At 70.4% G+C, this 24,960-nt stretch carries 22 protein-coding genes; 11 read left to right on the forward strand and 11 right to left on the reverse strand.

Annotation, left to right across the window (positions count from 1 at the left end; all coding sequences use genetic code 11):
- On the forward strand, positions 1-2,114 hold a 2,114-nt coding region (locus tag D7W79_RS15265), incomplete at its 5' end, for a sensor histidine kinase (RefSeq protein ID WP_120526137.1).
- Here the strand turns inward: D7W79_RS15265 and D7W79_RS15270 are convergent.
- Positions 2,115-2,909: a radical SAM protein gene (locus tag D7W79_RS15270; RefSeq protein WP_120526118.1), complete on the reverse strand. Its 795-nt coding sequence runs from the start codon at positions 2,907-2,909 to the stop codon at positions 2,115-2,117.
- A gap of 11 nt (positions 2,910-2,920) precedes the next feature.
- The gene (locus D7W79_RS15275; RefSeq protein WP_120526119.1) at positions 2,921-4,858 is read right to left on the reverse strand and encodes a RecQ family ATP-dependent DNA helicase; all 1,938 of its coding nucleotides are present in this window, start codon (positions 4,856-4,858) and stop codon (positions 2,921-2,923) included.
- Between the two features lie 180 nt (positions 4,859-5,038).
- Between D7W79_RS15275 and D7W79_RS15280 the strand changes: the two genes are divergently transcribed.
- From D7W79_RS15280 to D7W79_RS15305, 6 genes are all read left to right on the forward strand, one after another.
- Positions 5,039-6,472, forward strand: a complete 1,434-nt coding sequence (locus D7W79_RS15280; protein WP_158616966.1) for an asparagine synthase-related protein — start codon at positions 5,039-5,041, stop codon at positions 6,470-6,472.
- Positions 6,473-7,666 (forward strand): glycosyltransferase, encoded by a 1,194-nt coding sequence (locus tag D7W79_RS15285; RefSeq protein ID WP_120526121.1) that lies wholly within the window; start codon positions 6,473-6,475, stop codon positions 7,664-7,666. It abuts the gene before it with no gap.
- A 73-nt stretch (positions 7,667-7,739) separates the two neighbouring features.
- Positions 7,740-8,597: an ROK family protein gene (locus D7W79_RS15290; RefSeq protein WP_167497701.1), complete on the forward strand. Its 858-nt coding sequence runs from the start codon at positions 7,740-7,742 to the stop codon at positions 8,595-8,597.
- 24 nt (positions 8,598-8,621) lie between these two features.
- Positions 8,622-9,551: an HNH endonuclease gene (locus D7W79_RS15295; RefSeq protein ID WP_120526122.1), complete on the forward strand. Its 930-nt coding sequence runs from the start codon at positions 8,622-8,624 to the stop codon at positions 9,549-9,551.
- Positions 9,552-9,688: 137 nt separating this feature from the next.
- Positions 9,689-10,579 carry a S1C family serine protease gene (locus tag D7W79_RS15300; protein WP_120526123.1) on the forward strand — a complete coding sequence of 297 codons (891 nt, stop codon included), beginning with the start codon at positions 9,689-9,691 and terminating at the stop codon, positions 10,577-10,579.
- 12 nt (positions 10,580-10,591) lie between these two features.
- A complete protein-coding gene (locus D7W79_RS15305) occupies positions 10,592-11,506 on the forward strand; it encodes a S1C family serine protease (RefSeq protein ID WP_120526124.1) in 915 nt (304 codons plus the stop codon).
- Between the two features lie 15 nt (positions 11,507-11,521).
- On the opposite strand, the gene D7W79_RS15310 is transcribed toward D7W79_RS15305, so the two are convergent.
- Positions 11,522-12,136, reverse strand: coding sequence for a DUF6992 family protein (locus tag D7W79_RS15310; RefSeq protein ID WP_120526125.1), 615 nt, complete (start codon positions 12,134-12,136; stop codon positions 11,522-11,524).
- Positions 12,137-12,236: 100 nt separating this feature from the next.
- Positions 12,237-12,473 (reverse strand): hypothetical protein, encoded by a 237-nt coding sequence (locus tag D7W79_RS15315; protein WP_120526126.1) that lies wholly within the window; start codon positions 12,471-12,473, stop codon positions 12,237-12,239.
- A gap of 159 nt (positions 12,474-12,632) precedes the next feature.
- Here D7W79_RS15315 and D7W79_RS15320 point away from each other — a divergent pair, with 159 nt between their 5' ends.
- Positions 12,633-13,622 carry an oxygenase MpaB family protein gene (locus tag D7W79_RS15320; protein ID WP_158616967.1) on the forward strand — a complete coding sequence of 330 codons (990 nt, stop codon included), beginning with the start codon at positions 12,633-12,635 and terminating at the stop codon, positions 13,620-13,622.
- Here D7W79_RS15320 and D7W79_RS15325 read toward each other — a convergent pair.
- From D7W79_RS15325 to D7W79_RS43635, 6 genes are all read right to left on the reverse strand, one after another.
- Positions 13,598-14,569 carry a nucleotidyl transferase AbiEii/AbiGii toxin family protein gene (locus D7W79_RS15325; RefSeq protein WP_120526128.1) on the reverse strand — a complete coding sequence of 324 codons (972 nt, stop codon included), beginning with the start codon at positions 14,567-14,569 and terminating at the stop codon, positions 13,598-13,600. The two genes, D7W79_RS15320 and D7W79_RS15325, sit on opposite strands and share 25 nt — an antisense overlap.
- Positions 14,544-15,188, reverse strand: coding sequence for a hypothetical protein (locus D7W79_RS15330; RefSeq protein WP_244221788.1), 645 nt, complete (start codon positions 15,186-15,188; stop codon positions 14,544-14,546). The genes D7W79_RS15325 and D7W79_RS15330 overlap by 26 nt, the downstream gene beginning before the upstream one ends.
- Before the next feature lie 80 nt (positions 15,189-15,268).
- Complete coding sequence (locus D7W79_RS15335; protein ID WP_120526130.1) at positions 15,269-15,856, reverse strand: thioredoxin family protein; 588 nt, start codon at positions 15,854-15,856, stop codon at positions 15,269-15,271.
- A 67-nt stretch (positions 15,857-15,923) separates the two neighbouring features.
- On the reverse strand, positions 15,924-18,254 hold the full coding sequence (locus D7W79_RS15340) for a protein-disulfide reductase DsbD family protein (protein ID WP_120526131.1): 2,331 nt from the start codon (positions 18,252-18,254) through the stop codon (positions 15,924-15,926).
- Positions 18,255-18,427: 173 nt separating this feature from the next.
- Entirely contained in the window at positions 18,428-19,786 is a 1,359-nt protein-coding gene (locus D7W79_RS15345) for a vWA domain-containing protein (RefSeq protein ID WP_120526132.1), read from the reverse strand.
- A 482-nt stretch (positions 19,787-20,268) separates the two neighbouring features.
- A complete protein-coding gene (locus D7W79_RS43635; protein WP_158616968.1) occupies positions 20,269-20,433 on the reverse strand; it encodes a hypothetical protein in 165 nt (54 codons plus the stop codon).
- A gap of 454 nt (positions 20,434-20,887) precedes the next feature.
- Here D7W79_RS43635 and D7W79_RS15350 point away from each other — a divergent pair, with 454 nt between their 5' ends.
- Entirely contained in the window at positions 20,888-23,098 is a 2,211-nt protein-coding gene (locus tag D7W79_RS15350) for a (Fe-S)-binding protein (RefSeq protein WP_120526133.1), read from the forward strand.
- A gap of 75 nt (positions 23,099-23,173) precedes the next feature.
- Here D7W79_RS15350 and D7W79_RS15355 read toward each other — a convergent pair whose 3' ends face one another.
- Complete coding sequence (locus tag D7W79_RS15355; RefSeq protein WP_120526134.1) at positions 23,174-23,662, reverse strand: ankyrin repeat domain-containing protein; 489 nt, start codon at positions 23,660-23,662, stop codon at positions 23,174-23,176.
- 157 nt (positions 23,663-23,819) lie between these two features.
- On the opposite strand from D7W79_RS15355, the gene D7W79_RS15360 reads away from it, so the two are divergent.
- The gene (locus D7W79_RS15360; RefSeq protein WP_120526135.1) at positions 23,820-24,290 is read left to right on the forward strand and encodes a DUF3592 domain-containing protein; all 471 of its coding nucleotides are present in this window, start codon (positions 23,820-23,822) and stop codon (positions 24,288-24,290) included.
- Positions 24,291-24,297: 7 nt separating this feature from the next.
- A complete protein-coding gene (locus tag D7W79_RS15365; protein ID WP_120526136.1) occupies positions 24,298-24,837 on the forward strand; it encodes a DUF3592 domain-containing protein in 540 nt (179 codons plus the stop codon).
- Positions 24,838-24,960 lie beyond the last annotated feature (123 nt).

Below are 24,960 nucleotides of genomic sequence, written 5' to 3' on the forward strand. Positions count from 1 at the left end.
GCGCATGTCTCGTGGGCTCGGAGCTGTGTATAAGAGACAGCCCAGCGGGGGCGCTGAAGGGGGAGGGCTCCGTCCTGCTCCGCTACGGGCTGGCGGTGACGAGCGTCGTGGTGGGCTTCCTCCTCCAGCAGGCGCTGTGGCCCTTCATGGCCAACGCCCCGTTCCTCGCCTTCTTCGCGGCGGTGATGTTCGCCAGCTGGCGCGGAGGCTGGGGACCGGGGCTGCTGACCACCGGGCTGTCGCTGCTCACGGTGCACTACTTCTTCCTGAAGCCCCTGGGCACCTGGCACATGGCGCCCAGCAACCTGGTCGCGCTGGGCTTCTTCCTGGCGCTGTCGCTGTTCGTGACGGCCCTCAACGTGCGCTTGCGCCGGGCCAACGCGGAGCGCGCGGACCTGCTGGAGCGCGAGCGCACGGCCCGCGCCGCCGCCGAGTACGAACGCGCGCGGCTGCGGGAGCTGTTCATGCTCGCGCCCGCGCACCTGGTCATCTTCCGCGGCCCCCAGCACGTCTTCGAGCTGTCCAACCCCCTCAACACCGCGATGCTGGGCAACCCGGAGCGGCTGCTGGGCCTGCCCGCGCGCGAGGTGGGCCCGAAGGAGGAGGCCGAGCGCGTGGGACAGATGCTCGACCGCGTCTACACGACGGGTGAGCCCTTCATGGGCCGGGAGGTGCCCCTCAAGCTGCCGCAGCCGGACGGCTCCATCCGCGAGTACATCTTCGACGTCACGTACACGCCCACGCGCGACGTCCGGGGGCAGGTGGACGGCGTCGCCGGCTTCGCCTTCGACGTGACGGACCTGGTGCGCGCCCGTGCGCGGGCGGAGCGGCTGGCGCGCGAGCTGTCGCACAACGAGGAGCACCTGCGCCTCCTGGCGGGGGCCAGCTCCTTCCTGGCCACGTCGCTGGACCCCAAGGCCACGCTGAGCAACGTGGTGCGCCTGGCGGTCCCCACCATGGCGGACTGGTGCATCGTCGACATGGCGATGGGGGACGGCAGCTTCCAGCGGCTGGAGGTGGCGCAGGCGCCCGGCGAGCCCGCGGAGTTCCGCGAGCAGCTGTGGGCCCCGGCCCCCTACGAGGCCATCGCGCCCGCGCTGGGAGGCGCCATGCCGCTGCTGCTCCGGGGCCAGCCCTTCTTCATCGAGGAGGTCACCGAGGAGGGCCTCCAGCAGCTGACGAGCGACCCCGGGCGGCTGGAGGTGTTCCGCAAGATGCGCCTGCGCTCCATCGCGCTGGTGCCCATGGTGGCCCGGGAGCGGCCGCTGGGCCTCCTCAGCTTCGGCACCACCTGGCGGTCCGGCCGCGGCTACACGGCCGCGGACCTTCCCTTCCTCCAGGAGCTGGCCAACCGCGCCGCGCTGTCCATGGAGAACGCGCGGCTGTACCACGAGGCGCGGGAAGCGGTGCGCCTGCGCGACGAGTTCCTCTCCATCGCGAGCCACGAGCTGAAGACGCCGCTCACGCCGCTCAACCTCAAGCTCCAGGCGCTGCGGCGCGAGCTGGACCGCACCCCGGGCCCGGTGCGGCGCGAGCTGGTGGAGAACTACCTGGACGTCGGCTCGCGGCAGTTGAAGAAGCTGGCGGAGCTGGTGAACGACCTGCTGGACGTGTCGCGCATCGAGGCCGGGCGGATGTCCCTGGAGCCCACGCGCGTGGACCTGGTGGAGCTGGTGCGCGACGTGGTGGCCTCCTACGAGGGCCCCGCCGCGCGCTCCGGCTCCAAGCTCCAGCTGGAGTGCGCGGACGCGGTGACGATGGGCCTGTGGGACCGGCCGCGCCTGGAGCAGGTGGTGGTGAACCTGGTGGACAACGCCATCAAGTACGGCCAGGGGCGGCCCATCCTCGTCCGCCTGGAGACGCGCGAAGGCAAGGCGGTGCTGACGGTGCGGGACCAGGGCATCGGCATCGCGGAGGACGCGCTGCCACGCCTCTTCGGCCGCTTCGAGCGCGCGGTGAGCGGGCGGAACTACGGCGGCCTGGGGCTGGGCCTCTACATCACCCGCACGCTGGTGCAGGCCATGGGTGGCACGGTGCGCGTGGAGAGCCACCTGGGCCAGGGCTCTGTCTTCACCGTGGAGCTGCCGGTCCAGGCACCCCCAGCGGCCGTCTGATCAGGAAGCAGCGCGAGCACGAGGCAGCTGCGCGTGGGGCTCCCACGGGCCGCTGGAACCCAGGCAGTGGCGGCAGGTGGCCAGCGGTGTGTCGCGCTCCAGGTAGGCCAGCAGGCGTGTGAGCAGGTCGGGGTCATCGAGCGGCACGCCGTCGTGTTCCGCGAGCGCGGGCAGGTGCGGGTGCTCCGCGGCGAGGACGGTGGCGACGTGGGGCGGCCGGGTGCAGGTGTAGAAGCGGCCCCGGTGGACCAGGTGGCAGCGCTGCTTGAGCCAGCACTGCGCGAAGACGTCCCGCACCTCCGCGTCGGACGCGAGCGGCGCGTCCGGGGTGATGCGCTGGAAGCGGTCGATGGCCTTCACCGTGAGGTGGACGCCGTGCTGGTCGCAGCGCTCGGTGATGCGCGCGATGGAGCGCTCCGGAAGGGGCGCGGACGTGTAGAACGACAGCGTCATCCGGTCGAGCCGTTCGTAAACGGCGTCCGGAGCGCTCTGGGCGAGGAAGCCGTTGGTGGTGACGGACACCTGCTCCGTGAGCCCGGAGGCGCGCACCACGTCCAGCACCGCGGGCAGGTCCGGGTGGAGGAAGGGCTCACCGCCGGTGAGCTTGAAGACGTTGGGCTTGAGCACGCGGGAGAGCCGGCGAAGGTCGTCGCCCAATGCCTGGGGAGACACGGCCCACGCGGGCAGGTGCGGCGACAGCGGGCAGCACTGCGCGCAGCGCAGGTTGCAGTGCGTGGTGACGTGCGTCTCCAGGGACCAGGTGAGGACGCGGCTGTCGTGAAGCTCGTAGCGCACGGCGCGGGAGTCTAGCGGCTCGGCCGGGCTTCACAGAACGCCAGCACCTGGGTGAACGGCCACTCGGCCAGGGTGCCGAAGAGCTTGTGCCCGGTGAGCTTCGCCTTGGAGAGCGCGGGGCTGCTCAGGCCGCAGAGGAAGCGGGCCGCCTGCCTCGGGTGCCCCAGCGCATCCGGATGCTTCGCGACGAGCGTCTGGAACGTGGCCGCGTCCAGCTGTTCGCGCAGGTCCGGCCGGGGGTGCGGCGGCGGCAGCACGCGCGCCACGCCCGTGCGGCAGTACGTGCAGTGGCCGCAGGGGGCTTCGCGCTGCTCGCCGAAGTGGGCCACCAATGCGTTGCTCTGGCAGCCGTCGTGTGTAACGAGCCGGAGCACGTCGCGGACCCGTGACACCTCCTGGACCTCACGCTTCTGGAAGCGCTCCTGCAACAGGGCCACGAGCGCGTTGACGTCCTCGTGCTCGCGCAGCCGCGTGTAGCGCTGGCGCGGTTCGGCCACCTGCACCTCGGCGTAGCCCTGCTCCTGGAAATAGTCGAGCGCCTTCACCACCCGGTCTCGCGGCTGCTCCAACGCCTTCGCGACCTCGGCGACGTCGAACGTGTACCAGGTGCGGCCCTTCTTCGCGTGCGCGAACAGGTCCTTCACGAAGCGCGCGCGCTCCCCCTGGAACTTCGCGATGAGCGCGTCCACCGTTCCCGCCGGCTGCACCTTGTAGCCCGCGTAGAACGGCGTGCCCTGGCGCAGCACGCCCTCCAGCTCCAGGTACGTCAGCGCCGTGCGCAGCACCAGGGGCCGCAGGTCATGACGGTTGCCCAGCGCGTACATGTCCAGGTGCAACTCCGGCCCCGAGGACAGCAGGTCCTTCACCAGCGCACTCAGCGCCTCCGGCAGCGGGGTGTCCCCGAGCGCGAAGTTCTCCAGCGTGGGCACGTCGTCCGGGCACGCGAGCAGCTCCACCACGGAGGGCTTGCCGTCACGACCCGCGCGGCCAATTTCCTGGCTGTAGCTCTCCAGGCCCTTGGGCAGGTTGTAGTGATACACGGCGCGCACGTCCGCCTTGTCGATGCCCATTCCGAACGCGATGGTCGCCACGACGATGCCCTTCGCGGAGTGGGTCCACGCCTCCTGCACCCGCTCGCGCTCCTCGGATTCGAGGCCCGCGTGGTAGGCGCTCGCGGGCAGGCCCTCCGCGCTCAGGAGCGCCGCCACGCGCTCCGCGGTCTTCTGCAGCGTCACGTAGACGATGGTGGAGCCGGGCGGGCGCGACTTGAGCCGCTCCACCAGCAGGGCGTCGCGCACCTCCGGGCCGGTGGGCGTGGTCTCCAGCGTGAGGTTGTTCCGGTAGAAGCCGGTGACGACCGCTTGCGACTCCGGGATGCCGAAGCCCTCGCAGATGTCATGCACCACCTGCGGTGTGGCGGTGGCGGTGAGGGCCAGGATGCGCTCGGCCTGGAGCGTGCGGGCCGCCTGCGCGAGCTTGAGGTAGTCCGGCCGGAAGTTGTGGCCCCACTCGGAGACGCAGTGCGCTTCGTCCACCGCGAAGAGGGAGATTTGAAGCTCGCTCAGCAGCCCCATGAAGCGCTCGTTGTTGAAGCGCTCCGGGGCCACGTAGAGGAGCTTGAGGGTCCCGTCGCGCAGGGACTCCGTCACCTCGCGCGACTCCTCCAAGGACAGCGAGGAGTCCAGCCGCGCGGCGCGGATGCCCCGGCGCTCCAGCGCGTCGATCTGATCCTTCATCAACGCGATGAGCGGTGACACCACCACCGTGAGCCCGTCGAAGAGCAGCGCGGGGAGCTGGTAGCACAGCGACTTGCCGCCGCCCGTGGGGAACACCGCGAGCGCGGAGCCCCGCGGCTTCAACAGCGCCGAGAGGACCTCCCGCTGTCCCGGCCGGAAGGCCTCCAATCCAAAGCGCTCCCGCAAAACGACATCCACCGCGTCCGCCTGCATGTCCCGCCCTTCCCTGTTCGCGTGAAGCGAAGCGTCTCCCCTGGAGGATATCCCACCGTCTCCGAGCTTCCCCCTGATGCGGCGGGAGACAGCCCCTATGATGTCGCCCGCATGCCGACCCGGCCTCCCAGAGCGTCATCCCAGGGAAGGACTCCCACGCGTGGCCTGGCTCCCCGGGCGGTGAGCGACCTGCTGTTCCATGCCCGCGCGGCCAACGCGGGGCTGTGGCCGGAGGCGGAGCCCATCCACGTGGCGCTGCCGCGAGTCCTCCGTGAAGCGGTGGCACGGGATGAAGAAGGGCTCGCGGCGCGGCTGCTGGCCGCCTGGTCCGACACCGTGCGGGCGCATGTCGAAGCGGGCACGCACGAGGTGAGCCTGAGCGGCGGAGTGGACAGCGCGGCCCTGTGCGCGATGGCCGCACGGCATGCTCCGGGGAAGGTGCGCGCGTGGACGATGGACGTGCACTTCGCGGACGCGGTGGAGCGGAGCAACGCGCGGCGGATGGCGAAGGTGACGGGCGCGGAGCTGGTGGACGTGCTCATCCCGGAAGCGGTGCTCCCGGACCTGTTCGAACACGCGGTCCTCGCCAACCAGACCGTCATTCTCAACGCCCGCGCCGTGGCGAGCTACGTGTTCTATCTGGAGGCCGGCCGGCAGGGCGCGGGCCCCGTCCTCCTGAGCGGCGCGGGAGCGGACGAAGTGCTCCAGGGCACCCCAGGCGCGCTCGCCGCCGCGAAGGCGCGTGTAGATGAAGACCGCTCGCTCGCCATGCGAGCCCTGGGATTCGAAGCCATGGCGCTTGTGGACAACTTGCGGGCGCCGTTCCGGGGCGACTCGCACGATCATGAAGCGTCGCTGGGGGCTGTGGACAACTCGGGGAGGCATCTGGACGGGGCTCCGCGTGGCGATCAGGATTCAAAGCCATCCACGGGGCGTGCTCCCTCTGGAAATGACGGCTCCGATCAAGCCGTGGGACGCCGTGAAGACTCCACCCCTGTGGACAACTTGAGGACTGTTTCCGAGGGCGTGAACAGCGATCACGCCTCACGAGCCCCCCCTGTGGACAACCTGGGGACCGTGCTCGCCTCGCTGCCCGCGCCGTGGGATCTGCCAGCGGAGGATGCGCTCCCCTCCGAGGAGCTGCGCTACGCGAAGTGGGTGCTGTCCGAGCTCATCCTCCCGCCCGAGCTGCGAGGCGCCCGGGCCCACGGGCTCACGGTCCGCACGCCATACCTGGATGAAGGCTTCGCGCGGGTGGCCCTGGCCCTGCCGGAGTCCGTGCTGATGCGGGACGGGTTCGGCAAGTGGCTGTTCCGGCACGCGGTGCGGTCCCTGGTGCCGGAGGAGGTCCGCCTCGCGCGCAAGACGCCTCGGTACGGGCACACCGCGCTCTCCAGTCCGGTGCGGGCGCGCTGGCTGGAGCTGTATCGCGCGTGGCTCTCTCCCGCGCGTCTGGATTCCCTCCAGGTCATCAACACGCAAGCGATGCTGGGATTGCTGGAGCGCTACTTCCGCCTGCCGCCCGACGACGCTCAGGCCGGACCGATGGATCGGTTGTTGATGCGGCTCGTGTCCCTGGCCATGCTCCAGGCCCACGCCGAGGCGCACCCCTGAATGTCCCGAGTCCTCATCGCCACCTCGCCCGAGAAGGGCCACCTCAACCCGATGGTCGGCGTGGCCCAATGGCTGCGCCGCCTGGGGCACACCGTCGGCTGGCTGTGCATTCCCGAACCCGCGCCGCAGCTGGAGTCCCTGGGCGTGGAGGTGCTGCGCCTGCCGCATGCCGAAGCCGCGCCGCCGGGCATCGAGACGGGAGGCGAAGCGCTGGCGAAGCTGGTGCTCGATGACGTGGCGCTGGGGAAGTGGATCCGTGGCCTGTTGCTGGATGCGGCCCCCGCGCTCCTGGAGCCCGTGCGCGAGGTGGTGCGCGCCTTCCGTCCCGATGTGATGGCCTTGGACGGGATGCAGTACGCGGCGGTGCTCGCGGCGCACACGGAGGGCATCCCATGGGCGGGCGTGTCCTCCGCGCTGACGCTGCTGGAGCCACGGCCTGAGATTCCCCTGCTGCGCAACGTGCGAGCCCTCAAGGACGACCGTCAGGCCCTGTTCCGCCGCCACGGCTTCGACGCGCGCTTCCGCACCTGCGAGTGCCTGTCGCCCCGGCTCAACGTCATCTTCGCCACCGAGGCCTTCCTGGGCCCGGACGCGGGAGTGCCCCCGGACACGCTGCTCGTGGGCCCCTCCATTCCGCCCGAGCCCCGAGGCGACGAGGTGCCCTTCCCCTGGGAGCGCCTGGGCGACAAGCCGGTGCTGTACGTATCCTTCGGCAGTCAGATCTCCTATCAGCCGGAGCTGTTCCGCCTCATCGCGGAGGCCGCGAAGCCGTTCAACGTGACGCTGGTGTTGTGCGCGGGCGAGCTGGCGGACACGGACTTCCCGAGCACGCTGCCCGGTGAGGTGGTGGCGGTGCGCTACACGCCGCAGCGGCAGTTGCTGGAGCGAGCGGCGGCGTTCATCTCCCACGGCGGTGCGAACTCCGTGATGGAGGCGATGACGGCGGGCGTGCCGATGCTGCTGTTGCCCGTGTGCAACGACCAGCCCGTGCAGGCGCACTTCCTGGAGAAGGCCGGAGCGGGGCTCGCGAGAGACCCGCGGACCCTCACGGTGGAGTCATGCCGGGAGGCCATCGCGAAGCTGCTCGAACCGAAGTCATCCCTGCGTGACCGCGTGGCGGAGATCTCCCGCTCCTATCGTTCGCACGACGGCGCGAGGACCGCCGCCGAACGCATCGCCGGGCTGGTGGCGTGAGGCCCTGGTCCGCCGCACGCTCGCACCCGGGGGGAGCACGTCCGCTCTCCGCCCGATACGGACGGGTGATTCCGTGACCGCATTCCCCTGGAGTCCTCGCCGGCACCACCCCGAGGGCGTCACACCGCTGGAAGTGTGGAACCTGCCCGTGTTCGGGCGTGAGCTGTGGGAGCTGCTGGGCTCGCCGTGGGTGGAGGACGACCGGCGCGCGGGAGTACCCGGAGCCACGCTCGCGGCGCGCGTGATGCCGCCGCTGGCGGAGGCGCTCTTCTTGCTGGTGAAGCAGCACGCGCCGGACGCGGCCTACCTGAGCGGAGGGCTGGCGGAGCTGGACGGTTTTCCCGCCGCGTTGAGGGACGCCACGGCGTCGCTGGGCTGTCCGGTGCACATCGCGTTGTCACCGCGCTTCGCCCCCGTGCGCGCGGGGCTGCGCATGCTGGAAGCCACGGGCGCGCGAAGTCCGCTCTGCGTGGACGTGGGCCAGACGAGCATCAAGGTCGCGCGTCACGGCGCCACGCGCGTCTTCGAGCGGGACCTCTCCACCCTGCCCCCGCTGTTCATCGGTCAGCCACGTCCCGCGGACGGCCATCACCTCCGGGACACGGTGGCGTTCATCGCGGGAGCGCTGCGGACGTTCCTCGCGGAGGACGCCCGCGTGCCGCCGGACGCGCTGTGTCTGGCATTGCCGTGCCCGCTGGATGAGCACCTGATGCCCGGAGGCTGCACCTACGGCTTCGAAGGCACGGCCTCCCTGGTCCCGGACATCCTCACCCACGCGGGCCTGCCGGACACGGGAGGACCGGTGCTCGTGCTCAACGACGCGGAGCTGGCGGCCGAATCCGCGCGGAGGGCGCCCCAGGTGAAGGGACACCGCGTGCTGTGCCTGTCCCTGGGCTTCGGTCCGGGCGGCGCCCTGCTCGACAGGGGCTGAGCCTGGTAACCTGGTCGTGGACCCGTGCCCACGCCCTCCGACAACGACCAGGCCATCCGGCTGGCGGCCTTCAATGCCTTGCAGGCGCTGGTGGACCTGTATGGCGAAGTCCTTTCCTGGGACCGCATCGCGGAAGGCTTCCAGCTCCACGGAGAACAACACCTCTTCGCCAACCGGACGCGCGGCATCTTCTGGCCCCGGCAGATGCAGGAGACCGCGCTCTCCATCAAGACCACCGTGCCGCGCGGCTCACGGGTGGCGCGGTACGACGATGACAACGTGGCCTCGGACGGGGCCTTCCTCTACAAGTTCCAGGGAACGGACATCGAGGGCCGCGACAACCGCCGGCTCATGCGCGCGCAGCAGCTGGACGCACCGCTCATCTACTTCTACGGCATCGAGCCCGGCTTCTACCGGCCGCTGTGGCCCGTCTACATCTCCGACGTGGACCTCGCTTCGCACTCCTTCCACGTCATGGTGTCCGAGCCCGAAACGGTGAAGCAGCCCTTCGTGGCGGACGCGAAGCTGCTCCCCCTGGAGCGGCGCTACACCACGGTGCAGGCCAAGAAGCGGCTGCATCAAGCCGCCTTCCGCCAGCACGTCCTGCGCGCCTACGACTACCGCTGTGCCGTCTGCGCCTTCCCGCGCACGGAGCTGCTGGACGGAGCCCACATCCTCCCCGACCGGGATGAGCGAGGGCACGCCGTGGTCTCCAATGGCCTGGCCCTGTGCCGGCTCCACCACGGTGCCTTCGACACGAACCTGATGGGCTTCCGTCCCGACGGCGTCATCGAACTGGCGCCGAGCCTGCTCGCGACCCGGGACGGCCCGACGCTGGAGCACGCGCTGAAGGGCTTCGTCGGCAAGACCCTCCAGACGCCTCGCGCGCGGGAGCTGCGTCCCAACACGGAGTATCTCGAAGAGCGTTACGAGCGCTTCCGCAAGGTGGGCTGAAGCCGCCTGCCCGAAGCAGCAGGGTCCTGACCGGATGGAGAGGCTTCCTGCCCGAACGGGTAGGTCGCCGTCCTGCCCGGTCCGCCGATGTGGCGCGATTTCGAGCCCTTTAGTTTCAGGCTCGAAAGGAACACACCATGTCCACCGACGCCCTCCAGTCCCTCTCGCAGTCCATCTCCACCGTCGTCGAGCGCATCGCTCCCTCCCTCGTCCGCGTCGAGGCCCGCCGTCGCCGGGGCGCGAGCGGCGTCGTCTGGGATGCCGACGGTCACATCCTCACCACCAGCCACGCCGTCGAACACGAGGGCTCCATCCAGGTGGGCCTCGCGGACGGCCGCTCGGTGTCCGCCGAGCTCGTCGGCCGCGACCCGAGCACCGACCTCGCGCTCCTCAAGGCCGATGTCACCGGACTTACCGCGCTCGCGCCCGCGCCGCTCGATGACGTGAAGGTGGGCAACGTGGTGCTGGCCATCGGCCGGCCGGGCCGCACCGCTCGCGCCACGTGGGGCATCGTCAGCGCGTTCGGCGGGGACTGGCGCACGCACGCGGGCGGCCAGGTGGACCGCTACCTGGAGACCGACGCGGACCTGCCTCCGGGCTTCTCCGGCGGCGCGCTGGTGGACGCGCAGGGCCGCTTCCTGGGCATCCCCACGGCGGCCTTCTCGCGCACCGCCGCGGTCATCCTCCCCGGCGGCACGCTGACGCGCGTGGCGAACTCGCTGCGCGAGCACGGCGGCATCCGCCGCGGCTACCTGGGCGTGGGCGCCTACCCGGTGCGCCTGCCGCGTGAAATCGATGGCACGAAGGCAGGCCTCATCCTGCTCTCCGTGGATCCGGACGGCCCCGCGCAGAAGGCCGGGCTGCTCTTGGGCGACGTGCTGGTGAGCCTGGGCGGCCAGTCGCTGCACGGCGTGGAGGACCTGCTGGGCTACCTGGGCGACGAGAAGGTGGGCGCGTCCATCCAGGCGAAGGTGTTGCGCGCGGGTGAGCTGCGCGAGGTGCCCATCACCGTGGGCAAGCGTTCTTGAAAGGAGCCGGCCATGAAACTGTTGCAGCAGCTGTCGGATGACCTGGAAGGACTCGTCGCCGGCGCGGCCCCGGCGGTGGTCGGCGTGGAGCACGCACGAGGCCACGGCACCGGCCTGTTCCTCACGCCGGACGGCTACGTGCTCACCAACCGGCACGTGGTGATGCGCACGCCCAAGCGCCTCACCGTGCAGCTCCACAACGGCGAGGAGCGCCGGGCCACGCTGGTGGGCGCGGATGCTCCCACCGACCTCGCCGTGGTGCGCGCGGAGGGAGAGGACTTCCCCACGCTGCCGCTCGCGGATCCGGAGACGGTGCGCGTGGGGCAGCTGGTGATGGCCATTGGCAATCCCTTCCGCCTGGAGCAGTCGGTGTCGCTGGGCGTGGTGAGCGCCATCAACCGCTCCATCACGCTGCCTGACGGCGTCATCCTGGAGGGGATGCTCCAGACGGACGCGGCCATCAACCCGGGCAACTCCGGCGGGCCGCTGCTGGACACGCGAGGGCGCGTGGTGGGGCTCAACACGCTGGTGCTGCCCTTCGCGCAGGGCATCGGCTTCGCGGTGAGCGCCACGACGGCGGCCTGGGTCGCCAGCCTGCTCATCCAGCGCGGCCGGGTGGACCGGAAGTTCCTGGGCATCGCCGCCACGGCGGTGAACCTGGAGCCCGCGCTCGCGAAGGACACCGGCCAGCCGCGCGCGGTCCGCGTGCTGAAGGTGCAGGAGGGCACGCCCGCGGATGACGCCGGGCTCCAGCCGGACGACCTGCTGCTCGGCATCAACAGCCGGCCAGTCTCCAGCGTGGACGACCTCCAGCGGCTGATGGCGCTCGCCGCAGAGGAGGAGGTGCACCTGGACGTGCTCCGCAAGGGACGCCGCAAGGACGTCTCCGCCCGGGCCCGCTCCCGCCGTGAGCCGGTGGCGGCCTGAGCCCTCCGGGGAGGCTCACGGCCACGTCAGCATCAGGCCTACGCCATCCGACGCGGGCACCAGACGGGCCGTGAGCTCGCCGTTCAGCTTCGCGTTGAGGAACGTCAGCACGCCGTCGAACACGAGCAGGAACGCGCCCTGCACGAGCACGCTCTTGCCCCAGCCCCTCAAGCGCTCCGAGTCCTTGCGCAGCCCGCGCTCCCACAGGAGCCCTCCGAAGGCGATGTAGCCCACGTCCAGGCCCGCGTTGAGGAGCAGCACCTTCTCCATCCGCTGCCCCTCGGCCAGGCTGCGCGCCAGGTCCCACGAGGCCGGATCCGCGGTCGCCTGTCCGTGATACCCGAGCCCCGCGATGACGAGGTTCACCACGTTCCAGGCCGCGTTCGCCTGGAAGAAGGCCCGCGTCTCGCCCTCGCTCGCGAAGTGCCCCGCGACGCCCGTGCCGATGTTCAGCACCGCCCAGCCGAACAGGATGCCCATGGCGGTCTGGTTCACGCGCACCGCTTCCGCGTTGTGCTCCGCGAGCCACGCCTTCGCATCCGGCGAAGGCGCCTCCTGCGCCACCCCTGGCATCGCGAAGAACAACAACACCAAGACGCAGCAGGAACGCACGAGGCGGGTGGGGGCCATGGCGGCACTCTAAGCCCCCAGACCTCCCTGCTGGACACCTCCCGCCCGGCGCGATTGTCCAAACCTGTCCGACTGTCGGACAGGTTCGTGCGGCACCGCGCTACCGGTCGCCGTCGTCGCTGAGCGGCGGCGCCTCTCTCGCCGGCTCCGTGCCTTTCTGCGCGCCGTAGCCGCCAATGCCCTTCTGGAGGATGCGGTCCTCGCCCACGTCCTCGTCCGTCACGTCCCCCCGCTCGGTGCCGGGACGCTGGTGTCTGGCTTCCCGCTCCAGTTCCTCCGCGCTTTGTGTGTCCGTGCGCTCGGGCCCTTTCACCGGCGGCCCCTTGTTGCTGGCCATGGTCGCGTCTCCTCTCTGGATGTCCTGCCCTCCAGGACAAGGTCCGGCGCGCCTCCGCCCCCGACAAGGTCACGCCGCCCACCGAGCCCTCAGGGGCACGGCATGCCGTCGCGGGTCGGGCTAGCATCACCCGTCCGCACTTTCCTGGAGCCTCCCGCCATGACCGACCCGGCGCCCCACGCCCGTCCCCCGCAGGACGCCGTCCCCGCGGGGTGTCCCTTCACGGCCGGCGGGAAGCAGCCCGGCTGCCATGTGCCCGGCCCCGTCTACCGCAAGCCCTTCTGGCGAGCGCGCCTGCCCGAGGTGCGCCGGGAGATCGCCTCCCTGGACGCACGGCGCGACTGCCAGCGCATCGTGCACCTGCTGACCAACTACGAGTTCCCCTTCGACATCGTGCGGTCCACGGAGATCGCCCTCTTCCACACCTACGGCAGCCGTTCCGTCTCCCGCCTGCTGGACCGCACGGGTGAGTTCCACAAGCGCGGCCAGAAGCGCTACGACGACACGCGGCTGCTCATCGCGCGGTTCATGCAGTGCGGCTGGGACGTGGAGGCCGGACGCCAGTCGCTGGAGCAGATGAATCACATCCACTCCTTCTTCCGCATCCCGAACGAGGACTTCCTCTTCGTGCTGTGGACGTTCATCGACTTCCCCATCCAGTGGGTGGAGGAGTACGGCTGGCGCCCCTTCACCGCGCACGAGCGCGAGGCCTGGTTCCATTACTGGTGTGAAATCGGCCGCCGCATGGGCCTGAAGGACATCCCGGAGGACAAGGCCGCCTACGACGCCTTCATCCGCGACTACGAGGCCCGCGAGTTCGTCCCCGACGCAGCCAGCCACCGCGTGGCGCAGTCCACCGTGGACATCCTCGCCGGCTGGGTGCCGCGTCCGCTGCGCCCGCTGGTCTCCCCCATCAGCCTCAGCTTGGTGCCCCCGCGCCTGCTGCCCGCCATCCAGTTCGAGTCCCCACCCGCCTGGGTCGGCGGCCTGGTCCGGGGCGCCCTCAAGCTGCGAAAGCACGTCAAACGCCACGTCTCGCTGGAGCGCTATCCCTCCACCCTGGAGACCACGCGCAACCGCACCTACCCGGGCAACACCTACCGCATCGAAGGCCTGGGCCCGGACTACGCCCACCGCGACGCGGAATGAAACCGCGTGAGCCAGGCACAGAGGGTGGCCACGGCTTCATCCAGCGTCTGACGTGGCCCCCAGAACATCGGGGCTATCGCCTCGAAGGCGGCCTGGATGGCCTCAGCGCCTTCACCCTCCGGGAGGAGGTGCCGCGCGTCACCGGCAGGGAGCGCAGCAATCTGCTTCCGCCGGATCATCTCCACGGCCAGCGCACGAACGTCGGGGTAGTCAGCAAGGGGCGGTAGCGCATCCTCGGCGGCGATGATCCGTGCCACGTCCTCGTAGTGACGCACGAAGGTGGCAGGCTCCAGCCGATCCTTCTGGAGCCGCCGCTGTATGGCATCCACCTTCTCCAACAGCGTGACCAGGGGATGAACACACCGCACGGCCCTGGGGCGGTTGTCCTTGAAGTCGTCCAGCTGCCGCTGGGACTCAAGTTCCTCGTGGACGAACGAGGTCATGTCACGCAGGACAAAGGGCGTCACCCGCGCATGGCCGACCTCCAGGAGGACGAAGGGGCGCAGGATTCCGGCCAGGCTTCCCAGATGCTGCGCGGGATACAGGATGCGCACGTTGGCGGATCGCCAGTATCGATCCGCCCCATCGACATCGAGCTCCACCCGCGCTCCAGGAACCTGGATGCATTCAGCCAGGGCCTCGAAGTACGCCCGGCGGGCGTTCGTCACTCCTGTTCCGGTGCGGCTCCAATCCGTTACCCGGGGAAGGTCGACCGTCCCCGCCTCCAGCTTGAGGTCCAGGTCTTCCGAGAACCGCTGGATGAGCGAGAAGCCCTTCGATAGCGACGTGCCGCCCTTGAACCACACCTCGAAGCCCAGGTCATGCAGGGCCCACAACGTGTGGGTGACCCAGTAGTCCTTCTCGGTGAGGCCCAGGGACAACCGCCGCTTGTCCGCGACGATTCGCAGCAACTGATCAAACTCAGGATCGTCGTGGACGAAGTTCATGCAGGGCAGCGCGGATCGCGTCGTGAATCAACGCACGCGTGCTCTGCCTACCAAACCGGTCAGACATCTCCCCCAGCCGCTTGGAGTTGAACGCACTTCGCCCCAGCGCGCGCGTCAATGCATGCGCCAGCTTCTCCGGTGAGACACCGGCACTCCCGGCATTCTCGAAGAGATCCACCACGAACCATTCCGGCGTCGGGGGCTGTGGGAAGGCGACACGCCGCAGCTCGAAGGTCCTGCCCCCCAACTCGAAGCGACCCGAGCGCTTCGTGTTGTAGACGAGCACCGAAGCGAAGACCGCGGTGGACCCCAGGCCGAGCGCGTTCCATCGCTCAGGGCCAGTGAAGACAAAGGGGCTGCCATCCAGGAACGCCTTCATGATGGCTTCATCGGACGGGGCCACCACGCCGAAGCGTCCCCGCTTCGGACAGGCGTAGAGCCCATGTGCCAGTGGCACCAGCACGCCTTCGCCCACCAATCGCCGGGCCAGCCGGGGAGCATTCGCCCCCCACGTAGCCAGTTCCTTCGTCCGATAGACGCGGCCCGGCTCAAGTACGGGATGGACGGCGGCAGGCATGGTGGTACGAAATTTCCCGAAAAATAAAGACAACGTCAACATTGACACCGCGAACCCGAATGAAGAAGGCCCGCGTCCCTTCACAGGGACACGGGCCTTGGAACCTCACGACGTGAAGCCGCTCAGCTCTTGTACTTCACGGAGCAGCCGTAGGGCTCGGAGGTCGCGGTCGGGACCTGCTTGCCGTTGAGGAGCGCGTCCACCGCCGTCTGCACGTAGTTCACCTTCGTGGCGTTCTTGCCGCGCGGGTCGTCGTCGATGGCGCCCGCGTAGCGGACCACACCCTGACCGTCGATGACGTACATGTGCGGCGTCGTCTTCGCCGCGTAGCTCTTGCCCACCGTGCCGTCCGTGTCGAGCAGCACCGGCTGGCTGAGACCCTCCTTCTTCTTCCACTCCGCGGCGCTCTTCGCGTCGTGCGTGGAGGACGAGTCCACCGTCAGCCACACCACCTTCTTCGCGTCGAAGCCCTTCTGCGTGTTCTGCATCGTCTTGGCCTCGTAGTGCCGCTTCACGAACGGGCACTCCGGGTTCGTCCACTCGAGCACCACCACCTTGCCCTTGTACTCGGACAGAGAGTGGGCCTTGCCCGCCTCGTCCTTCAGCGTGAACGCCGGAGCGGGCTTGCCCACCTCCGCGGTGTCAGCGGCGAAAACAGGGGCGGACACGAACGCCGCGGTGAGAGCGAGTGCCTTGAAGACCTGCTTCATGACGGAACCTCCAGTGAATTGAACGCTGCGCACGAACGAACAACACAACCCCGACTTCACTCCCGGCTCAAGGCCGGGCACACACCACCGAGCCACCCTTCAACGGCGACCCACACTCCGCCGCGCGCTGCACCGCCTGGATGACGCTGTCCGCGGTGAGCAGCTCGTTGAGCACCTCCGGCTTGTCCGGCGCGCCCGGGCTCAGCACCAGGTACATGGGCACACCCGCGCGGCCATGCTCCGCCAGCTTCGTGGTGATGCGCGCGTCCCGCCGCGTCCAGTCCGCCACGAAGAAGGCCACGTTGTGCTTCAGGAACGCCTGCCGCACGTCGTCGCGCGACAGCACGGTGCGCTCGTTGAACTTGCACGTGAGGCACCAGTCCGCCGTGAAGTCCACGAACACCGGCTGACCCGCCGCCAGCGCCGCCGTCACCGCCGCCTCGTCCCACGGCTGCGAACCGCCATGCGACGACGCCACCGCGCCGCGCGTCTCCAGCGACGCCTGCGCCTCCTCGAAGCGCAGTGCCACCGCGCCCGCGCCCACCAGCACGAGCACCGCCAGCGCCACCGTCACGCCCCGGCGCCCGCCCTCCAGCCCCTGCGACTGGCCGTACAGCCACGTGCCCAGGCCCACCGCGATGAGGAACGCGAGCAGCCGCGCCATGCCGTCCACACCCGCCAGCCCGCCCATCACCCACACCAGCCACACCGTGGTGCCCAGGAGCGCGAAGCCCAGGAACTGCTTGCCGCGCTCCATCCACATGCCCGGCTTGGGCAGCCGCTTCGCCAGCCCCGGCACCAGCACCAGCAGGCAGAAGGGCAGCGCCAGCCCCAGCCCCAGCGCCACGAACACCGCCACCACCGTGGCCGCGCCCGCCGCGAAGGCGAAGCCCACCGCCGTGCCCAGCAGCGGCGCCGAGCACGGCGTCGCGAGCACCACCGCGAGCACGCCCTCGCCCGCGCTGCGCATGAGGCCGTGGCTCTGGTCCACCTTGCCCGCCAGCGCCGTGCCGTCCGTGCCCAGCGTGTAGACGCCGAAGAGGTTGAGCGCGAACGCCACCACCACCGCGCTCACGCCCGCGACGAACAGCGGCTCCTGGAACTGGAAGCCCCAGCCCACGCTGTTGCCACCCGCGCGCACCGCCAGCACCGCGCCCGCCAGCAGCAGCATCGTCGCCAGGATGCCGCCCGCGTACGCCGCCGCGTGCGGCGCGACCTTGCCCTTCTCCTCCGCCACCATCCGCGTGAAGCCGTACGCCTTGATGGCCAGCACCGGGAACACGCACGGCATCAGGTTGAGCAGCGCGCCGCCCAGGAACGCGAACAGGAGCGCGAGCCCCAGCCCCATGGGCGCCTCGGCCGCCACCGGCGCCGCCGCCACCGCGGGCTGCACCTTGCCCAGCGCGTCCTTCACCGACGGCACCTTGAAGGGGTCGTGGCCCGCCACCGGAGGCGTAGCCCCGGCCGCAGCCACCACCGGCGCGAGCGCCGTGTCCACGTCCACCGCCGTGAAGCCCGTGGCCTTCGTGCCCAGGCGCAGCGCGCCCGTCAGCCGGGGCTCGCTCTTGGGCACCACCGACGACGCCTGGCCCTCCAGCGCGAACGTGCCCGGCCCCTTCCGCTTCAGCGTCACGGTGTCCACGCCCGCGATGCGGCCGGGCACGAAGAAGTCATCCTCCACGTTGCCCGCGAAGGGCTTGCCGTCCGCCGTCGTCACGCTGAGCGTGCCGGTGAACGGCTTGCCCGCCGTCAGAGACGTGACATCCAGCGCCAGGGCCACGCGCGGCGCGCCTTCCGCCCCCACGGGCGCCGGCACCTGGGCCTGCGCGGCGTCGAACCGCGGCGCGAACTCCGCGTCCGTCACCGTCTCCGGCCCCACCGGCACCGTGCGAGACAGCACCAGCTGCGCGGGGATGCAGTGCACCTTGCACGCGAGCGCGTCCACCGCCGCGGACACCGTCAGCGTGCCGTTGGCCTTCTCCGACACGTGCGCGGGCGCGAACAGCAGCACCTCGTCGTGGTAGCCGTGCGTGGTGATGAAGCCGTCCGGCGTGCGGAACGTGCTGGGGAAGGGCCAGCGCAAATCGCCCACCGTGATGCCCGGCGCGTCCCACGACACGTCCGTGGCCAGGCCGGAGTCCCCCGGGTTCTTCCAGTAGACGTGCCACTCGGGGTCCAGCTTGAGGCGCACGCCCACGCGGAAGTCGCCGCCCGCCTTCACCTGCGTGGCGTCCAGGAGCAGCGCGCCCTCCAGGCGCGGGTCGCCCTCGTCCGGCGCGGTGCTGCCCACGGCGGTGGACGGCAGCGCGCCCTGGGCCATCGTCGCCAGGAGCAACGCGCCCACCGCGCCCAGCCCACCGAGCCGGCTTCCAGACCTCTTGCTCCACGGATGCGTCATGCGACTCCCGTTAATCCACCTGGAAACGCCGTGCTACCTGGGATGCGTCCCTACAGGGTGCACTCAACCTTCCGGGCAGCCGGGCATTCCGCACGCCCGCACGCCCGGCGTCAGGGACCCACCCGGGTCCCGCGCCCTTCCCGTACGGTCAATGAGTCCAGGCGGTTACGCGGTTACGACGACTCGCCGCCGCCCGTCTTCCAGGGCAGCAGCGCCGCGCCATCCAGGGTCACCCCTTTGGGCGCACCGCCGTTGGCCACGGCGGGCAGGGCGGCACGGGCCGGAGGCGGGCCGTCATGCACCTGGGCCGCGGCCGGAAGCGCCGGCCCGATGCGGCTCATGGTGATGCGCGACACCTCCGACTGCGCCCGGCGCACCCCCAGGGCGGACGGCTGGGCCGCCCGGCGCTCCACCGCCCGGCGCAGGTCCGACAGGCGGTCCACGTGCCGCTGCGCGGGGACGTCCGCGGAGCCCAGGCGGGCCAGCTTGTAGAGCCCCTTGTCCGCGCCCTCGAGCGCCCGCTCGGCCGCGTCCTGCTGCCGGCGAGACAGCGCCTTCCACGCGGCGGCCTCGTAGGAGACCAGCTCCAGCTCCGCGGACACCGCGCGCACGAAGCGCCCCTCTTCGCTGTCCGGCAAGAGGCGCGTCACCGGCACGGACAGCCGCCGGGTGTCGCCGTTCTCCGTGTACGAGGCGGTGACGGTGAGGTTCCAGTCGCCCTTCTCCAGCACGCCCGCGAAGAGGACGCGGCGCGGGAATGCGTGCGACACCGCCCCCAGCGCGGCGCTCATCGCGTCACCCTCCACGCGCGACGGGTAGCGGTGGCGGCATCTCAGGTCCGCGAAGCCCGTGGGCAGCACGTACACGCGCGCGTCCGCCACGACCTCGCCGAACAGCTCCGCGCCCAGCGCACCCACCGCCAGCGGCAGCCCTTCCGCGTCGTCCACGTGCGTGAAGCCCGTGCCGGACGGGCCGGTGAGGGCCTCCAGGATTTCCGGCAGGTAGTGCCGCCCCAGCCCCAGCGCGTGCAGCGCCACGCCGGAGTCGTGCACCCGCTGGCCCAGCACCTTGAACTCGCCCAGCGCGGTGGGCCCCACGGAGGGCTCGCCGTCGGTGAGCATGAGCAACTGCGGCCGGGCGCCCGGCACCAGCACGCGCCGCACGGCCTCCGCGCCCTGCTCCACGGCCTCGTGCAGCGCGGTGCCCTCGCCGGACTCCAGGCGCGACAGCGTCTTCAGGAAGGAGGCCTTCGCGCTGGGCTCCATGGCGCGCACGGGCAGCACCTGCTCCGCGTCCGCGTCGAAGGTGAGCAGGCCGACGTAGTCCTTCGGCCCCGCCCGCTCCACCAGCGCGCGCGCCGCCTCCACCGCCGCCGCCAGCGGCGCGCCCCGCATGGACGCGCTGCGGTCGATGACCAGGTTCACCGCCACCGGGGCCCGAGGCGTCTCCGCTTCGGCCTCCAGGGTCACCAGCAGCAGCACTTCGCGGCCGCCTTCCGCGTCGCGCTCCACTGCCCAGGCCGTCTGCTTCATCCGCACTCCCGCATGGTGGGTGGGCCCCATCCCGCTTCTGCCGCGATTTCGTCGCGACGGCCCCCTGGCCCCGGACGCCCCTGCACTGGCCCGCGTCCGCCCGGAAGCCCTGTCGCTGTTCCTCAGAGGATGTCGGGTTTCCGGTCGTGAAAGCAACGTGTCCGGCCCGACCGGGCCCGTCGTCCCACGCACCCTCCCAGCACCGGCGATCAACGCCACGAGCCCCACCCGGCGCGCCTCGGGACGCCTTGCGTCACCCACAGACACCCGCGTTTCGGCAGATTCGTTCAACCCTTTACGGATTTACTTCTGGAGGGTCCGGCACCGGTCATTTCCGGGGACCGCTCCTCACGGGCTCGACTGGGCCCGGAGGCCTGGGAGCACCGCGTCCAGCGCACTGCATCAGCTTCCAGGAGTGCCAACGCGCCCCCGGACCTTCGACGTGGGCCCCCGCGCAGTCCACCGGCCGCGGGGGCTCCGGTTCACTCCGCCACGTGCCAGCCGCCCCAGGCCTCTTCGTCCAGGTGGCCCCAGCGCCGGTCGTCCGTGGGCTCCAGAGGCTTCACCGTCCGGCCGAACTCGCCTTCCGCAGACAGCTCCAGGTCCTCGCGGCCCTCGTCCAGGTACGTGCTCTCGTCGTGGCTCATGTCCGGCTCCTCGGCGCTCCATTCACGGGGTGTACGGCCTTGACGGCTCGCGTCCCCTTGGACGCCCTGCGTCGGTCAACCGGGCCCGCCCCATGCGGGTCCCTTTACAAGCTCATCTTGACCGATTTACCGACATGTTGGGAGCCCGCTTCCGTTTTGTAAAGCCCTTGGCACCCCCAAGTTCTGGAACCGTCCGGAGGGACACGCCCGGCCGCCTGCCATCCAGCACACCAGGCGCGGTGGATTCCCGCACGGGAAGCCCGGGATGGGGACTAGAAGGGCACCGGCCCGGACGGCGGTCGGGAAGCAGTGGAGGGACCGCTGCCGGACACGCCTTCCGCACGGTGCTTGATTCGCGAATCACCCCTGCTAGGGTTGACTACCACTCCAGAATTGCCGCAGCGCAGCAACCCGGCGTTGCCCGCCGTGCGGCCTCAGAGGGTCCCGAGGTTCCATGAACCCCATCATCACCGGCCTGCTGCTGGCAGGCGCAGTTTCGCTCTTCGTCATCACGATGTCCGGCCGCGTGGGCGTGCTGCTCGCGATGAAGAAGGAGAACCGGCTGGACCACATCCCCTACCGCGTGGCGCAGCTGGTGCGCTTCGGGTTGGGCCAGAAGCGCATGGTGGACCCGGAGGAGTTCACGCCGGGCCTGTTCCACATCTTCATCTACGCGGCGTTCATGGTGCTGGCGGTGCGCACCATCATGATGTTCGTGATGGGCTTCTCGTCCACCGCGCTGGACGTGCTCACCGACCTCTCCCACCCGGCGTGGGACGCCGCGCCGCCGCTGCTCCTGCTCTACAAGCTGTACCTGCTGGCCAAGGACACGGTCGCGGCGCTGGCGCTGGCGGGCGTGGCGTACTTCGTGTGGACGCGCTGGAAGGTGAAGCCGGACCGCATGTCCCAGTCCTGGGAGGCCTACCTCATCCTGGGCTTCATCGCGGGCCTGATGATCACCGAGTTCATGTTCGGTGGCAGCCACATGGTGGCCGCGCACGCCGCCGCGCAGCAGGTGCCCATGGGCGCCACGCAGGTGCCGGCGACGCCGTCCGCGATGGTGTGGTGGGAGCCGGTCACCAGCCTGATGGGCCTGGCGATGATGCCCCTGGGCGCCACGACGGCGCACGTGCTGGGCGTGGCGGGCTTCTTCATTCACCTGACCCTCATCCTGGCGTTCCTGAACTTCCTGCCGCTGGGCAAGCACTTCCACATCATCACGGGCCTGCCCAACGTCTTCTTCCAGCGCACGCACTCCACCGGCAAGCTGCCCACGCCCAACCTGGAGAAGGAGGAGTTCGGCGCCGCCACGGTGAAGGACCTCACCTGGAAGAACGGCCTGGACCTCTACTCCTGTACGGAGTGCGGCCGGTGCCAGACGCACTGTCCCACGTACATCACGGGCAAGCCGCTCACGCACAAGGGCGTGAACCAGGACCTGAAGCACTGGATCTGGGACAACGAGCGCTGGGTGGAGGAGGGCTACGGCCCCCACGGCGCGAAGGAGCCCCTGCCTGAAATCATCGGCAGCGCGCTGAAGGCGGAGACGGTGTGGGCGTGCACGAGCTGCGGCTGGTGCGAGCAGGCCTGCCCGGTGTTCATCGAGAACGTCCCGCGCCTCATCGACATGCGCCGCTACCAGGTGCAGGTGAAGGCGGAGTTCCCGCCGGAAATCCAGCGCGTGTTCGAGGGCATGGAGCGCCAGGGCAACCCCTGGGGCATCGGCCAGGACCGGCGCGACGAGTGGGCGGAGGACCTGGCGCTGCCCACCTGGGGTGACGGCGGCGAGTACGAGTACCTCTTCTTCGTGGGCTGCGCGGGCAGCTACGACGACAAGCAGAAGAAGGTGAGCCGCGCGCTGGTGAAGATCATGCGCGAGGCGGGCGTGTCCTTCGCGACGCTGTCCAAGCAGGAGATGTGCAACGGCGACTCCGCGCGCCGCATGGGCAACGAGTACCTGTACCAGACGCTGGCCAAGACGAACGTCGAGTCCTGGAACGCGATGGGCGTGAAGGCCGTCATCACGCAGTGCCCGCACTGCTTCAACACCATCAAGAACGAGTACCCGGAGTTCGGCGGCGAGTACCGCGTCATCAACCACACGCAGCTCATCAACGAGCTGCTCAAGGACAAGCGCATCAAGCTGTCCTCGGTGATGAACGCCGGAACGAAGCTCACCTACCACGACCCCTGCTACCTGGGCCGGCACAACGGCGTGTACGACGCGCCCCGTGAGGTGCTCAAGAGCATCCCCGGCCTGGAGGTGGTGGAGATGCAGCGCAGCCAGCGCGAGGGCTTCTGCTGCGGCGCTGGTGGCGGCCGGATGTGGATGGAAGAGCACATCGGCACGCGCATCAACCACAACCGCATGAACGAGGTGGCCCTCACGCTGAAGCACGCGGAGGACCCGAGCACGCCGTTCCCCGACGCCGCGGACAAGAAGAAGCCGGGCATGGTGGGCGACTACAAGGAGCAGGGTGGCAAGGGCATCGTCGCGGTGGCCTGCCCGTTCTGCTCCACCATGCTCAACGACGCGAAGAACGACACCGGCCGCGAGCAGATCCAAATCAAGGACATCACCGAGCTGGTCGCGGACTCGATGGAGACGAGCAACAAGGGCGGCACGGTGGCCCCGAGCCCCGTGGTGAGCGCCAAGCCGGAGTAGTTCTCCGTCCGGCTTCGGATGTAACGAGGGCCCGGTGGCTCCCCGAAATGGGAGCGGCCGGGCCCTTCGCTTTGGCTACTTGCGGCCCTTGGGGGCGTTGCCCTCCGAGCGCAGCACGCGCTCCAGGCGCTTCGTGGCGCCGTCGTCGCCCAGCTTGCCCGCGACGTAGGCGCCCGCGGAGGCGAGCTTGCGGCGGAAGTCGTCGGGCGCGACCTCGGACGCGCGGGAGGGGCGCGCGGGAATCTCGTCGATGCCCTGGTTCCTGAGCAGCGTGCGCGCCATGTCCTTCTCGTCCGCGGTGGCGTGGGAGGACAGGAGCGCGCAGACGGAGACATGGCCGTAGGCGGCGGCGGCGACGAAGGGCGTCTCGCCCAGGTGGTCCGGCAGCGTGGGGTCCGCGCCGGCCTCCAGCAGCACCCTCACCAGGGCGTCCTGGCCCGAGCGCGCGGCGGCCATCAGCGGCGTGCGGCCCTCGGCGTCGAAGGGGTTGGGGTCCGCGCCCGCGTCGAGCTGGGCGCAAAGGGCGGCGCGGTCACCCGCGGCGACGGCATCGAACAGGGACACGGTGCGGACCTCCGGCAAGGACGCGCGGGAGCATGGCGGTTCGGCGGACGCGATGCCAGGGCAGGGCCCCGCGCCTGGGCTCTACGGGCGGGGCGTGCAGGGCATTGCCGTTTCGCGTCGCCGGGTGCCCGCTTAAGGGGGAGGCAGGAGGCACGGCGTGGCCCTCTTCGCGGCGCGGGTCCTGGGTGCGACGTTCGTAATGCTGGGGGTGTCCCTCTTCGTGATGACCTGGGGGTCGTACCGGCGGGACCAGGCCATGCTGCGCGAGGGGCTGCACGCGGAGGGCACGGTGCTGAAGAAGGAGTTCCTCGCGGTCTCGGACGACAGCGACTTCATCCTCGTCTACGCGTTCACGCCCCAGGGCGGCGAGCGCCAGGAGCACCAGCGCAACGTCTCCCCGGAGCTGTGGAAGCGGCTGCGCGTGGGGGACCGCATCCAGGTGCGGTACGGCCGGAGCGACGTGCGCCACAGCTTCCCGGAGGGCCAGGGGGTGATGTCGCTGGGGCTCGCCCTCTTCTTCAGCGTCGTGCTGGTGCCGTTCACCCTCATTGGCGCGGTGGCGCTGTTCGCCAGGGCCGTGCCCGAAGCGCCCCCGGTTGCCTCCACCTCCCTCCCCCCGTCATCCTGAGGCCGCCATGCCCATGAACGCGATGCTGATGACGGTGCTCCTCGTGGGAGCCACGCTCGTGACGATGGTGCGGCTGCTGCTCCAGCATCAGCTCACGCTGGAGCTGCGGGAGCAGGGACTGCACGCCCGGGGCGAGGTGATAAGCGTCCGCAGGAGCTGGCTGAACGCGAGGCACCGCATCGTGGAGTACGTCTTCCCCCTGCCGGACGGTGGGGAGATCCGCGGCGAGTACAAGGAGCACCGGAACGGGCTCCTGTCCCAGCGCGTCTCCGAGGGAGACTCGTTGGAGTTCCTCTACCTGCCGGACAACCCCCACCGGCACCAGCGCGTGGGCGCGGAGGTCGGGCTCTTCACCGTCCTGACCGGGGTGTTCGGCATGGTGGTCCTCATGTCCCTGGCCATCATCCTGCTGATGAACGCGCCCTCGAAGAAGGCCCCGGCGCCGCGCGGGCCCACGCCCTCACGCTACATCCGGAACTACGACGGGCCGTCCCCGCGCGCGAAGCCGCCTCCCCCCGGGGAGAAGCGGCAGCTCGGCGCCTACTAGGACGTGTCCGCAAATAGTTCGAGGGGAGCCGGGTGTTAGGAGGGCATGAGCCGAGGAGAGCTGACAGACGCCCAATGGGAGCGGCTGGCAGGACTGCTGCCGCCCCAGAAACCCGCGCGAGGC

The organism is Corallococcus exercitus, assembly GCF_003611585.1.
GTDB classification, from domain to species: Bacteria; Myxococcota; Myxococcia; order Myxococcales; family Myxococcaceae; genus Corallococcus; species Corallococcus exercitus.

Coding starts and splice junctions, on each gene's coding strand:
- D7W79_RS15285 (WP_120526121.1), top strand. CDS start 6,473: ATGTCCCGAGTCCTCATCGCCACCTCGCCCGAGAAGGGCCACCTCAAC.
- D7W79_RS15300 (WP_120526123.1), top strand. CDS start 9,689: ATGTCCACCGACGCCCTCCAGTCCCTCTCGCAGTCCATCTCCACCGTC.
- D7W79_RS15365 (WP_120526136.1), top strand. CDS start 24,298: ATGCCCATGAACGCGATGCTGATGACGGTGCTCCTCGTGGGAGCCACG.
- D7W79_RS15330 (WP_244221788.1), bottom strand. CDS start 15,188: ATGTTGACGTTGTCTTTATTTTTCGGGAAATTTCGTACCACCATGCCT.
- D7W79_RS15345 (WP_120526132.1), bottom strand. CDS start 19,786: ATGAAGCAGACGGCCTGGGCAGTGGAGCGCGACGCGGAAGGCGGCCGC.
- D7W79_RS15310 (WP_120526125.1), bottom strand. CDS start 12,136: ATGGCCCCCACCCGCCTCGTGCGTTCCTGCTGCGTCTTGGTGTTGTTG.
- D7W79_RS15320 (WP_158616967.1), top strand. CDS start 12,633: ATGACCGACCCGGCGCCCCACGCCCGTCCCCCGCAGGACGCCGTCCCC.
- D7W79_RS43635 (WP_158616968.1), bottom strand. CDS start 20,433: ATGAGCCACGACGAGAGCACGTACCTGGACGAGGGCCGCGAGGACCTG.
- D7W79_RS15275 (WP_120526119.1), bottom strand. CDS start 4,858: ATGCAGGCGGACGCGGTGGATGTCGTTTTGCGGGAGCGCTTTGGATTG.
- D7W79_RS15305 (WP_120526124.1), top strand. CDS start 10,592: ATGAAACTGTTGCAGCAGCTGTCGGATGACCTGGAAGGACTCGTCGCC.
- D7W79_RS15350 (WP_120526133.1), top strand. CDS start 20,888: ATGAACCCCATCATCACCGGCCTGCTGCTGGCAGGCGCAGTTTCGCTC.
- D7W79_RS15335 (WP_120526130.1), bottom strand. CDS start 15,856: ATGAAGCAGGTCTTCAAGGCACTCGCTCTCACCGCGGCGTTCGTGTCC.
- D7W79_RS15325 (WP_120526128.1), bottom strand. CDS start 14,569: ATGAACTTCGTCCACGACGATCCTGAGTTTGATCAGTTGCTGCGAATC.
- D7W79_RS15340 (WP_120526131.1), bottom strand. CDS start 18,254: ATGACGCATCCGTGGAGCAAGAGGTCTGGAAGCCGGCTCGGTGGGCTG.
- D7W79_RS15315 (WP_120526126.1), bottom strand. CDS start 12,473: ATGGCCAGCAACAAGGGGCCGCCGGTGAAAGGGCCCGAGCGCACGGAC.